12 protein-coding genes and 1 pseudogene are annotated in these 12,350 nt (G+C 67.1%); 11 read left to right on the plus strand and 2 right to left on the minus strand.

Annotated elements, in window-relative coordinates:
* Positions 1 to 128: 128 nt before the first annotated feature.
* The 11 genes and pseudogenes from HYU53_08035 (at position 129) to HYU53_08085 (ending at position 11,924) form a co-directional block, all read left to right on the plus strand.
* A complete protein-coding gene (locus HYU53_08035) occupies positions 129 to 788 on the plus strand; it encodes an ammonia-forming cytochrome c nitrite reductase subunit c552 (GenBank protein MBI2221145.1) in 660 nt (219 codons plus the stop codon).
* Entirely contained in the window at positions 788 to 3,754 is a 2,967-nt protein-coding gene (locus HYU53_08040) for a TAT-variant-translocated molybdopterin oxidoreductase (protein ID MBI2221146.1), read from the plus strand. Before HYU53_08035 ends, HYU53_08040 begins: the two co-directional genes overlap by 1 nt.
* Positions 3,732 to 5,135 carry a polysulfide reductase NrfD gene (gene nrfD / locus HYU53_08045; protein MBI2221147.1) on the plus strand — a complete coding sequence of 468 codons (1,404 nt, stop codon included), beginning with the start codon at positions 3,732 to 3,734 and terminating at the stop codon, positions 5,133 to 5,135. The genes HYU53_08040 and nrfD overlap by 23 nt, the downstream gene beginning before the upstream one ends.
* Entirely contained in the window at positions 5,128 to 5,676 is a 549-nt protein-coding gene (locus tag HYU53_08050) for a DUF3341 domain-containing protein (GenBank protein MBI2221148.1), read from the plus strand. Before nrfD ends, HYU53_08050 begins: the two co-directional genes overlap by 8 nt.
* 118 nt (positions 5,677 to 5,794) lie before the next feature.
* Positions 5,795 to 6,295 carry a cytochrome c gene (locus HYU53_08055; protein MBI2221149.1) on the plus strand — a complete coding sequence of 167 codons (501 nt, stop codon included), beginning with the start codon at positions 5,795 to 5,797 and terminating at the stop codon, positions 6,293 to 6,295.
* A 4-nt stretch (positions 6,296 to 6,299) separates the two neighbouring features.
* Positions 6,300 to 7,508, plus strand: coding sequence for a hypothetical protein (locus tag HYU53_08060; protein MBI2221150.1), 1,209 nt, complete (start codon positions 6,300 to 6,302; stop codon positions 7,506 to 7,508).
* Positions 7,495 to 8,007 carry a hypothetical protein gene (locus tag HYU53_08065; GenBank protein MBI2221151.1) on the plus strand — a complete coding sequence of 171 codons (513 nt, stop codon included), beginning with the start codon at positions 7,495 to 7,497 and terminating at the stop codon, positions 8,005 to 8,007. The genes HYU53_08060 and HYU53_08065 overlap by 14 nt, the downstream gene beginning before the upstream one ends.
* Before the next feature lie 8 nt (positions 8,008 to 8,015).
* Entirely contained in the window at positions 8,016 to 8,840 is an 825-nt protein-coding gene (locus HYU53_08070) for an SCO family protein (GenBank protein ID MBI2221152.1), read from the plus strand.
* Positions 8,833 to 9,786 (plus strand): cytochrome c oxidase subunit II, encoded by a 954-nt coding sequence (gene coxB / locus HYU53_08075; protein ID MBI2221153.1) that lies wholly within the window; start codon positions 8,833 to 8,835, stop codon positions 9,784 to 9,786. Before HYU53_08070 ends, coxB begins: the two co-directional genes overlap by 8 nt.
* Before the next feature lie 82 nt (positions 9,787 to 9,868).
* On the plus strand, positions 9,869 to 11,485 hold the full coding sequence (ctaD, locus tag HYU53_08080; protein ID MBI2221154.1) for a cytochrome c oxidase subunit I: 1,617 nt from the start codon (positions 9,869 to 9,871) through the stop codon (positions 11,483 to 11,485).
* 127 nt (positions 11,486 to 11,612) lie between these two features.
* Positions 11,613 to 11,924, plus strand: a pseudogene (locus HYU53_08085) (cytochrome c oxidase subunit 3).
* Positions 11,925 to 11,974: 50 nt separating this feature from the next.
* On the opposite strand, the gene HYU53_08090 reads toward HYU53_08085, so the two are convergent.
* Entirely contained in the window at positions 11,975 to 12,166 is a 192-nt protein-coding gene (locus HYU53_08090) for a cytochrome C oxidase subunit IV family protein (GenBank protein MBI2221155.1), read from the minus strand.
* The coding region (locus HYU53_08095) for a cytochrome c oxidase subunit 3 (GenBank protein ID MBI2221156.1) at positions 12,166 to 12,350 on the minus strand (185 nt) is incomplete at its 5' end. The genes HYU53_08090 and HYU53_08095, both read right to left, overlap by 1 nt.

The raw sequence follows: 12,350 nt of genomic DNA on the forward strand, positions 1-12,350 counted from the left end.
TACAGTAGTGAACTCTTGACCCGCTCGCGGGCCGGTTGACAGGTTGTGAAATTTTTCACATTATTGACCGGATCGTCCGGAGAAGCCGCGTTCTCCTGAGCGACAGCCTGAGCGATAGCTATCTTCCGATGAGTCAGATCTTCCATCGCAGCGCCAACTGGCTCTCCCGTTTCAGCCTCATCGCCATCCTCCTTCTCATCGCGCTGACAATCTCGGTTGCCATGGTTCTCGCGCGCTCGGCGTATGTCACGCGTCAGGGTGAGATCCGGGAGCAGCCCATCCAGTTCTCTCACGCGCACCACGTCGGCGGGATGGGCATCGATTGCCGCTACTGCCACACGTCGGTCGAGGAGGCGGCTTTTGCCGGCATCCCTCCGACGAAGACCTGCATGAACTGCCACTCGCAGATCTTCTCGCAGGCCCCCTTCCTCGAGCCCGTACGCGCGAGCTTCCGCGACGGCCAGCCCCTCAAATGGACGCGGGTGAACGACTTGCCCGATTTCGTGTACTTCAACCACTCGATCCACGTGGCCAAGGGAGTGGGCTGCGCCACCTGTCACGGGCCGGTGGACCGGATGCCCCTCATGTTCCAGCAGGCGCCGCTGACCATGCAGTGGTGCCTGGACTGTCATAACGCGCCGGAAAAGTTCCTCCGGCCGCGCGACCAGGTCTTCAACATGGCCTACCAGGCGCCCGACAATCAGCTGGAGCTGGGGCGCGAGCTGATGAACGCGCACAAGGTCGCACCGGTGGAACAGCTCATTTCCTGCTCGACGTGTCACCGCTGATGTCTATGGAATTTCCCGCCCAGGGCCGCACCTACTGGCGCAGCCTCGAGGAGCTTGCCGATACGCCGGAGTTCCAGGAGCTTCTGCACCGCGAGTTCCCCGAGAACGCGTCGACGTTCACCGACCCGAAGGGACGGCGCCAGTTCCTGAAGCTGATGAGCGCGTCTCTCGCGCTCGCCGGTGTGGGCGCCTGCACGCGGCAGCCGTCCGAGACGATCGTCCCCTACGTCCGGCAGCCGGAGGAAATCGTTCCCGGCAAGCCGCTGTTCTACGCGACGGCGATGCCCTTCGGCGGCTACGGGCTGCCGCTGCTCGTGGAAAGTCACGAGGGGCGCCCGACGAAGATTGAAGGCAACCCCGAGCATCCCGCGAGCATGGGCGCGGCGGATGTGTTCGCCCAGGCGTCGGTGCTGTCGCTCTACGACCCGGATCGCGCCAAGACGATTACCTACCGCGGCGAGGTGAGGACCTGGGGCGAGCTGATGACCGGCGTGCGCAACGCGCTCACGCTCCAGCGCGCGCAGGGTGGTTCTGGCCTGCGAATCCTGACCGAGACCATCACGTCCCCCAGCACCGGCGATCTGTTGACCGGCCTGCTCCAGGCGCTGCCGCAGGCGAAGTGGCACCAGTGGGAGCCTGCCGGGCGCGACGGCGAGCGCGAAGGGCTGCGCCAGGCGTTCGGGCGCTACGTTGACGCCGTCTATCACTTCGACAAGGCGGACGTGATTCTCTCGCTCGACGCGGATTTCCTGAGCTGCGGGCCGGGGGCGGTGCGCTACGCGCACGACTTCGCGAACCGCCGGCGGATCGAATCCGGTCCGATGAACCGGCTGTACGCCGTCGAGAGCTCTGTCACGAGCACCGGTCTCAAGGCGGATCACCGCCTGCCGGTCAAGCCCTCGCTGGTCGAGGCGTTCGCGCGCCTCATGGCCGCCGCGCTCGGCGTGCACGGCTCCGATGGGGACACGACCGGCATGTCCGAGGGCGCCGGCAAGTGGGTTGTCGCCGTGGCGAAGGATCTGCGCGCGCACAACGGCCGCGCGCTCGTCGTCGCGGGGGACCACCAGCCGCCCGCGGTCCACGTCCTGGCGCACGCCATCAACGCCGCGATCGGCGCGGTCGGCAATACCGTCACGTATGTCGGTCCGATTGAGGCGCGCCCGACCAACCAGGCGGCGTCGCTCGCGGAACTGGCCGCCGACCTGGAAAATGGCGCGGCGCAGGTCGTCGTGATTCTCGGGGGCAACCCCGTGTTCACGGCGCCCGCCGACCTCAAGTTCGCGGAGAAGCTCACGCGCGCGCAGCTCGTCGTGTATCTGGGGCCCGACCTCAACGAGACCGCTTCGCTTGCGCACTGGAACATCCCCGAGGCGCACTACCTCGAATCGTGGGGGGACGTGCGCGCGTACGACGGCACGGTCTCGATCGTCCAGCCGCTGATCGCCCCCCTTTACGGCGGGCGCACCGCCGCGGAAGTGCTCGCGCTGCTGACCGACCGCGCCGATCGGACGGCGCACACGATCGTGAAGGACTACTGGACGATCGGGCCGGGCTCCCGGCAGGTCGGCGGCAATGCCGCGTGGAGGCGCGCGCTGCACGATGGATTCGTTGCCGCCACGGCATCGACGCCGGCGCAGGTCACCGCCAACGCGGCGGCCTCGGGCAGCCCGCCCGCCCGCACGCGCGGCATCGAGGTCACGTTCCGGCCCGATCCCACGGTGTGGGACGGGCGCTACGCCAACAACGGATGGCTGCAGGAGCTGCCGAAGCCGGTCACGAAGCTCACGTGGGACACCGCGGCGCACATCGCGCCGGCAACCGCCGAGCGGTTCGGCATCTCGCGCGGCGAGATGATCGAGCTCCGCTCGGGCGGGCGCAGCATCCGGATGCCGGCGGTGATCGTGCCGGGACAGCCGGCGGACGCGATCGCCGTGCACTACGGCTACGGCCGGCGGCACGCGGGCCGCGTGGGCGCGAACATCGGTTTCGACGCCTACCCGCTGCGCACCTCCGAGGCGCTCTCGTTTGCCGGCGGCGTGGAGGTCGTGCGCACCGGCACGACGTATCCGCTCGCCACCACGCAGCAACACTTCCTCATGGAGCACCGCGACATCGTGCGGTCCGTGACGGCCGAGCAGTACGAGCACGAGCCCGGGATCGTGCAGCACATGGGGCACAAGCCGCCGAAGACGCTCACGCTGTATCCCGAGCACGAGTACACGGGCCACAAGTGGGGGATGGCGATCGACGTCTCCGCCTGCACGGGCTGCAACGCGTGCATCGTCGCCTGCCAGTCGGAGAACAACATTCCGGTCGTCGGCAAGGAGCAGGTGCTCGCCAGCCGCGAGATGCACTGGCTGCGCGTGGACATGTACCACGCGGGGCAGCCGGACAATCCCGAGGGCCATTTCATGCCCGTGCCCTGCATGCACTGCGAGAACGCGCCGTGCGAGGTGGTCTGCCCCGTGGCCGCGACGACGCACAGCTCGGAAGGCCTGAACGACATGGTCTACAACCGGTGCGTGGGGACGCGGTACTGCTCGAACAACTGCCCCTACAAGGTGCGGCGGTTCAACTTCACGCTGTACCAGGACTGGAACACCCCCTCGCTGCAGGGGGTGCGCAATCCCGACGTGACGATCCGCAGCCGCGGCGTGATGGAGAAGTGCACGTACTGCGTGCAGCGCATCAGCCAGGCGCGCATCGAGGCGAAGAAGGACGATCGCGGCATCCAGGACGGCGACGTGGTGACCGCCTGCCAGGCGACGTGCCCGTCGCAGGCGATCGTGTTCGGGGACATCAACGATCCGAAGAGCAAGGTGACCGAGCTGAAGATGCGGCAGCGCAACTACGGGCTGCTCGAGGAGCTGAACACGCGGCCCCGCACGACGTATCTCGCGGCGATCCGCAATCCGAACCCGGAAATCGAGCCGGCGGAGCAGCATGGCGAACGATCACACTCCTAGCGAGGTCGCGGACGCGGCGGCGTACCGGATCCCTCCGGTCATCCAGCCTGGCCACAGCTTCGGGACGATCACGGACAAGATCGCCGCGATCGTCCTGACGAAGCACACGCCGGTCGTGTGGTTCGTCGTGGCGGGCATCGGCTTCCTGATGACGCTGATGCTGTTCGCGTCGCTCACCAAGCTGCTCTTCACGGGCATCGCCATCTGGGGCAACAACCAGCCGGTGGGGTGGGCGTTCGACATCATCAACTTCGTCTGGTGGATCGGCATCGGCCACGCGGGGACGCTGATTTCGGCGATCCTGCTGCTGTTCCGCCAGAGCTGGCGGACGTCGATCAATCGCTTCGCCGAGGCGATGACGCTGTTCGCCGTGGCGTGCGCGGCGCTGTACCCGCTCGTGCACACCGGCCGGCCGTGGCTCGCGGCCTACTGGCTGTTCCCGTACCCGAACACGATGAACATGTGGCCGCAGTTCAGGAGCCCGCTGATCTGGGACGTGTTCGCGGTCTCCACCTACGGCACCGTCTCCCTGCTCTTCTGGTACACGGGGCTGATTCCGGACCTGGCGACGCTGCGCGATCGCGCGGAGAACCGGGTGGCCCGGACCATGTACGGGGTCTTCGCGCTGGGCTGGCGCGGATCGGCGCAGCACTGGTACCGCTACGAGACGGCGTACCTGCTGCTCGCGGGCCTCTCCACGCCGCTGGTCCTGTCGGTGCACTCGGTCGTGAGCTTCGACTTCGCGGTGGGTATCCTGCCCGGCTGGCACGCGACGATCTTCCCCCCCTATTTCGTGGCGGGGGCCATTTACGCCGGCTTCGCGATGGTGCTGACGCTCGCGATCCCGCTTCGCGCGATGTTCTCGCTGCACGACTTCATCACCGACCGGCACCTCGACAACATGGCGAAGGTGATGCTGGTCACCGGCCTGATCGTGGTGTACGGCTACGCGATGGAGGCGTTCTTCGCCTGGTACAGCGCGAACCAGTTCGAGGCCTACATGATCGAGAACCGCATGACGGGTCCGTACTGGTGGTCGTACTGGATGCTGATCTTCTGCAACGGCCTCGTGCCGCAGCTGATGTGGGTCAAGCGGTTCCGGACGAACACGGCGATCCTCTTCATCGTGTCGCTCGTCGTGGGCGTGGGCATGTGGCTCGAGCGGTTCGTCATCATCGTCACGAGCCTGCATCGGGACTTCCTCCCCTCGTCGTGGGACATGTACTACCCCACGCGGTGGGACTTCGCGACCTTCTTCGGCACGATCGGCCTGTTCATCACGCTGATGTTCCTGTTCGTGCGCGTGCTGCCGATGATTTCGATCTTCGAGATGCGGACGCTGCTGCCCGAAGCCAAGGTGAAGGAGGAGGCTCATGGCTGAGACCTCCCGCGTCCCGCCGATCTACGGCCTGCTCGCGGAGTTCGAGACGCCCCAGGCGCTCGTGACCGCCGCCACGAAAGTGCGCGACGCGGGCTACCGCCGCATCGACGCGTTCTCCCCGTTCCCCATCGAGGAGCTGGCCGACGCCATCGGCTTCCGCGATCGGCGCCTGCCGATGTTCGTGCTGGTGGGCGGCCTGGCGGGCATGGTGGCGGGGCTCGGCCTCGAGTACTGGGTGTCGGCGGTGGCGTACCCGCTGAATATTGGCGGCCGGCCGCACGCCTCGTGGCCGTCGTTCATCCCGGTGGCCTTCGAGACGACGATCCTCTGTGCGGCCTTCGCGGCGGTATTCGGCATGCTGGCGCTCAACGGGCTGCCGATGCCGTATCACCCCGTGTTCAACGCGCCGCGTTTCAGCGCCGCGACCCGCGACCGGTTCTTCCTGGTGGTGGAGGCGACGGATCCGAAGTTCGACCGGATGCAGACGAGGAAGCTGTTCGACGATCTGCACGCGCGCGAGGTGACCGAGCTTGCACACTGAGAAAAGGGGGTCGGGAGCCTTTGTCCTCCCGACGCCCCGTGAAAAAAGGCGCCCGACCCCTTTTTCACTGCTGTGTTGCCTCCTGGCGGCCGCGTCGCTCGTCGCGTGCCGGCAGGACATGCACGACCAGCCGAAGTACGAGCCGCTGGAGCCGGCGGCGTTGTTCACCGACGGCCAGTCGGCGCGTCCGCCGGTTGAAGGCACCGTCGCGCGCGGGCAACTCAACGAGGACGAGCTGTTCACGACAGGCAAGAGCGGAGGGGCGCTGTCGAACGAGTTCCCCTACGCGGTCACGCGCGAGATGGTGGACCGCGGGCAGGAACGCTACGACATCTTCTGCGCGCCGTGCCACGACCGAGCGGGCACCGGGCGCGGCATGGTCGTGCGCCGCGGCTACCGCCAGCCGCCGTCGCTGCACGATCAGCGGCTGAGAGACGCGCCGGCCGGACACCTGTTCGACGTGATCACGAACGGGTTCGGCCAGATGCCGGATTACCGCGCGCAGGTGCCCGCGGCCGACCGCTGGGCGATTGCGGCCTACGTTCGCGCGCTCCAGGGCGCCGGGCAGGCGCCGCCAGCCTCCGCGCAGGCGCCCGCGGCGCCGCAGGAGCGCCACTGAGATCATGATGGACCATCGTACCCCTGCGCCCGCTCTGCTTCCTTCCGACGCCATGGCGGGCGCGCAGCGCGCCGGCCTGTTCGTTGGCGGCGCGGGACTCGTGTTGGGCGCCGCCGGCCTGCTGCTCGGCGTATCGCCCGAGCACTTCTTCCGCTCGTACCTCGTTGGCTTCATGGCGTGCCTCGGGGTCGCGCTCGGCTCGCTGGCGATCGCGATGATTCACCACCTCACCGGCGGCGGGTGGGGCATGATCGCGCGACGCCCGCTCGAGGCGGCGGCGGGAACCCTTCCGCTGCTGGTGCTCTACTTCATCCCGATCGCGCTCTTCGGGCTGAAGCCGCTGTACCCGTGGGCGCGTCCCGAGGTGGTCGCCGGCGACGCGATCCTCCAGGCGAAGGCGGCGTACTTGAACGTCCCGTTCTTTCTTGGCCGCGCGGCGTTCTACTTCGTCGCGTGGAGCGCGCTCGCCCTCACGATGGCCCGCTGGTCCCGCGAGCAGGACACGGCGGGACCGGGCCCGGTCGGCGCCGAGCGCAAGTTCCGTCTCCTGAGCGCCCCGGGGCTCCTGCTCTACGGCATGACGATTACCTTCGCGTCGATCGACTGGGTCATGTCGCTCGACCCGCACTGGTTCTCGACGATCTTCGGCATCCTGTTCATGGGGGGGCAGGGCCTCTCGGCGCTGGCGTTCGTCATCATCGTGCTCGCCTCGGTGCGCAACCTGACGCCGCTGGCCGGCGTGCTGAAGCCGTTGCACTTCCACGACATCGGCAAGCTGATGTTCGCGTTCACGATGCTGTGGGCGTACTTCTCGTTCTCGCAGTTCCTGATTATCTGGTCCGGCAACCTGCCCGAGGAGATCCCTTGGTATCTGGAGCGCCTGCACGGCGTGTGGGGCTTCGTCGCGGTGGCGCTGGTGTTCGTGCAGTTCGCGGCGCCCTTCCTGCTGCTGCTGTCCCGGGATCTGAAGCGCAACCCGCGGCTGCTGCGCAACGTCGCGCTCGTGGTGCTGGCGATGCGCTTCGTGGACCTGCTCTGGCTGATCAAGCCGGGGGTGCCGGGGCTGTCGCTGCACTGGATGGATGTCGCGCTGCCGGCCGGCCTGTTCGGCCTGTGGCTGTTCGTGTTCGTGGGCCGTTTGCGGAAGCGCCCCGCGCTGCCGGTGCACGACCCGTTCTTCGCGGAGGCGATGGCGGTCCATGGCGGACATTGATCACGGCGGCAGCCAGACACACCCGCTCGAGCCGACGCGGCCGGACGTGCCGGACGCGGCGCAGCCCAGGTCGGTGCAGAGCCACCCGGGGCACCTGCACGAAGAGGACGGGCACGTCGCCGCGCACGAGGAGAGCGACGTCAACATCCGCGCGATCGGCACCTTCATCGTCGTGCTCTTCACGTTCGGCGCCGTCGTCTGCCTTGGGCTCCTGTTGCTGATCAACATGTACTCGCGGCAGGCCGTGGCGGCGGATCCCGCCGTCTCGCCGCTCGCGGTCCCCTCGGGCACGCCGCCGCCCGAGCCGCGCCTGCTCACCGACGAGCCCGGCGCGCTCCGGCGCGCGCTCGCGGAGGACGAGCCGACGCTCAGGAATATCGACGCCGCGAAGCAGGCGGTCGTCGGCACGCTGCCCGCACGCGCGGGCACGGCGGCGCCGAAGGAGACGCCGGGACGAAGGGCGTCGAGGATGGACACGAGTTCGGGCCGAAGACAGTGAGCGCCGTCATGAAGCAGCTGTTGTTCACCGTCGCGGCCGCTCTGGTCATCGCCGCACCCGTTTCGGCGCAGTGGGTCCGCCAGAAGCAGGATCCGCCGCCGCGGCAGGTCACGCAGGGAGTGGGCATCGACCAGCGGCTCGAGGCGCAGGTGCCGCTCGACCTGCGGTTCCGGGACGAACACGGCCGCGACGTCGCGCTCGGAGAGTACTTCGGCAAGCGGCCCGTAATCCTCGCGCTCGTGTATTACGAGTGCCCGATGCTCTGCAACCAGATCCTCAACGGCCTGACCCAGACGCTGAACGTCATGAGCCTCGACGCGGGGCGCGATTTCGACGTCGTGGCGGTGAGCTTCGATCCCAGGGAAGGGACCCCGCTGGCGCGCACGAAGAAGCTCGCCTACGTGTCGAAGTACGGCCGCCAGGGCGCGGACGAGGGCTGGCACTTCCTGACGGGCTCGCAGGAATCGATCGCCGCGCTCACCAGCACCGTCGGCTTCCGCTACCGCTGGGACGACGTGTCCCGGCAGTGGGCGCACGGGGCGGGCATCGTCGTGCTGACGCCTGGCGGGGTCGTGTCGCGCTACTTCTACGGCATCGAGTACGGCGTGCGTGACGTGCGGCTCGGCCTCGTCGAGGCGTCGCAGAACCGCATCGGCAACCTGGCGGACCAGGTGATGCTGCTCTGCTTCCAGTACGACCCGATGGCGGGACGCTACGGCGCGGTCGCGATCAACTCGATCCGCGTCGCCGGCGTCCTGACGGTCGCCGCGCTCGGCACCTTCATCCTGCTGATGCTGCGCAGGGAGCGCAGGAGCGTACCCCGGAATGTTTAACAGCCTGTTTCCGACCGCGGCCTCGACATACGCCGGCGACGTCGACGCCCTGTACTTCTTCCTGATCGCGGTCACCGCGTTCTTCACGATTCTCATCGCAGCGCTGGTCGCGTTCTTCGCCGTGAGGTACCGCCGCCGCCACGCCGACGAGGTGGGCGCCGGCATCACGGGCTCGCACTCGCTCGAGCTGCTGTGGACGGTCATCCCGCTCGGCATCACGATGGTGATGTTCTTCTGGGGCGCCAGCGTGTACTTCCAGATCTACCGCGTGCCGCGCGGCGCGATGGAGATCTACATCACCGGCAAGCAGTGGATGTGGAAGGCGCAGCACCCGGACGGCCGCCGCGAGATCAACGAGCTGCACGTCCCCGTGGGCCGTCCCGTGAAGCTGATCCTCGGCTCCGAGGACGTCATCCACAGCTTCTTCGTCCCGGCGTTCCGCGCAAAGATGGACGTCGTCCCCGGCAGGATCACCAACCTCTGGTTTGAGTCGACGAAGGCCGGGCGTTATCACCTCTTCTGCGCTGAATACTGCGGGCTGAACCACTCCCGCATGATCGGCTCGATTGTCGTGATGGAGCCCGCCGATTTCCAGGCCTGGCTCGCGGGGGGCACGGGCGCCGAGGCGTCGCCGGCGGCCGCCGGCGAGAAGCTGTTCACCGACCTCGCGTGCCACACGTGTCATCGCGACGACTCGCTCGCACGCGGGCCGCAGCTGAGAAGCCTCTTCGGCAGGACCGTGAAGTTCCAGGACGGATCGACGGCCGTCGCCGACGAGAACTACATCCGCGAGTCGATCCTCAACCCCCAGGCGAAGGTGGTCGCCGGCTTCCAGCCGTTGATGCCGACGTTCCAGGGGATCGCAAGCGAGGAGCAGATCCTGCAGCTCATCGCGTACATCCGCTCGCTGGCCGGCGCCGAGGCGACCGAAGCGACGGCGAGATAGACCGTGTAGCCGCCGGCCTGAAGGTTGGCGGAGCGGACCGACCGTGTAGCCGCCGGCCTGAAGGTTGGCGGAGAGAAGTGGCATGGAACCAGTAGCAGTGGCGGAACCCCGGAACTACATCAACGCGGAGGAAGGCGTCCTCTCGTGGCTCCTGACGAAGGACCACAAGCGGATTGCGCTGCTGTACCTCTTCTCCGTGACGTTCTTCTTCCTCGTCGGCGGGCTGCTCGCGCTCGGCGTGCGGCTCGAGCTGCTGACGCCGGCCGGCGACATGGTCGAGGCCGATACGTACAACCGGCTGTTCACGACCCACGGCGTGATCATGGTGTTCTTCTTCCTGATCCCCGCGATCCCGGCCGTGCTCGGCAACTTCCTGATCCCGATCATGATCGGGGCGAAGGACCTGGCGTTCCCGCGGATCAATCTCCTGAGCTGGTACGTCTACATCGTCGGCGCGGCGTTCACGGTCGCCGCCGTCGTCATGGGGGGCGTGGACACGGGCTGGACGTTCTACCCGCCCTACAGCACCGTCTCCTCGCAGAGCAACGTGCTCACCGCCGCGCTCGGCGTGTTCATCACCGGGTTTTCCTCGATCCTGACCGGCTTCAACTTCATCGTCACGGTCCACCGGATGCGCGCGCCGGGGATGACCTGGTTCCGGCTGCCGCTGTTCGTCTGGTCGCACTACGCGACGTCGCTCATCATGGTGCTCGGCACGCCGGTCGTCGCCATCACGCTCGTCATGGCGTTCGTGGATCGCGCGTTCGGGTTCGGGTTCTTCGACCCGCGCCGCGGCGGCGATCCGGTGCTCTTCCAGCACCTGTTCTGGTTCTACTCGCACCCGGCCGTCTACATCATGGTCCTGCCCGGCATGGCGGTCATGTCCGAGCTGATCGCCGCCTTCGCGCGGAAGAACATCTTCGGCTACTCGTTCGTGGCGTTCTCGTCGCTGGCGATCGCGATCGTCGGCTTCCTCGTCTGGGGGCACCACCTGTTCGTCAGCAGCCAGTCGGTGTACGCCGGGATGGTGTTCTCGATCCTCAGCTTCTTCGTCGCGATCCCGTCCGCCGTGAAGGTCTTCAACTGGACCGCGACGCTCTACAAGGGGTCGATCTCCTGGGATGCGCCGATGCTCTACGCGTTCGGCTTCATCGGTCTCTTCGCGATCGGCGGGCTGACCGGGCTCTTCCTCGCCACGCTCGCGGTGGACGTCCACGTCCACGACACGTACTTCGTCGTCGCGCACTTCCACTACATCATGGTCGGGGGGACGACGCTGGCGTACCTGGGCGGGCTGCACTACTGGTTCCCGAAGATGTTCGGGAAGATGTATCCGGAGAGCTGGGCGCGCTTTGCGGCCCTGGTGACGTTTGTCGGCTTCAACCTGACCTTCTTCCCGCAGTTCATCGTCGGCTACCAGGGCATGCCGCGGCGCTACTACTCGTACGTGGATGAGTACCAGGTGTGGAACGTGCTCTCGACGGCCGGCGCGACGATCCTCGGGGCGGGTTACATGATCCCGATGGTGTATTTCGCCTGGGCGCTCAAGTACGGCAGGGACGCCGGGCCGAACCCGTGGGGGGCGAAGGGGCTCGAATGGACGATCCCCTCGCCGCCGCCCACGGCGAATTTCGATGAAACCCCGGTGGTCACCGAGGGCGCTTACGCGTACACCGAGGGGAGGCTGAAAGTTGTCTGAGACACGCGCCGCCGCCTATCCGGGCGAGGCCCACGCGCAGGCGCACGCGGCTGCGCCCGCGCACCATCCCCGGCTGCAGCATCACTTCGACAGCCTGGAGCAGCAGGCGGAAGCCTCCACGCTCGGGATGTGGGTGTTCCTGGTCACCGAGATCATGTTCTTCGGCGGCCTGTTCATGGCCTACATCGTGTACCGGACGTGGTATCCGCTCGCGTTCGCGGAGGGGAGCCATCACCTCAGCATCGCGCTCGGCGGGTTCAACACGGCCGTCCTGATTTTCAGCTCGCTCACCATGGCGCTGGCGGTACACGCGGCGCAGACGGGCAGCCGGCGTGGCCAGATCGTCTTCCTGATCCTGACGATTCTCCTCGGCGCGACGTTCCTTGGCGTCAAGGCCGTCGAGTATGCCGACAAGTTCAAGGACCACCTGATCCCGGGGCACGGGTTCGTCTGGCACGGCCAGGCCAACCCGCGGAACGTGGAGATCTTCTACTCGCTGTACTTCACGTGCATGAAAAACAGCACGACCAGCGTGGCCTTGGTGACCGCGATCGTCAGGGCGACGATCGTGTTCATGAACTTCAGGTCGAGGAACGCCACCCAGACCGTCACGCCCGTGAGGACCATGAGCGTGATGAAGATGACGTAGTACAGCCGCGGCGAGACGATATGACCTGACATCAGTGCCTTCCGAGCAGATAGAGCAGCGGGAACAGGAAGATCCAGACGATGTCGACGAAGTGCCAGTAGAGGCCGGACACCTCGACCGGGGAGTAGTACTCCGGCGTGAACGTTCCGCGCCACGCCATCCGGAGGATGACCAGCATGATCGCGATGCCGACGACCATGTGCAGCGCGTGCAGCC

Source organism: Acidobacteriota bacterium (genome assembly GCA_016184105.1).
GTDB lineage: Bacteria > Acidobacteriota > Vicinamibacteria > Vicinamibacterales > 2-12-FULL-66-21 > JACPDI01.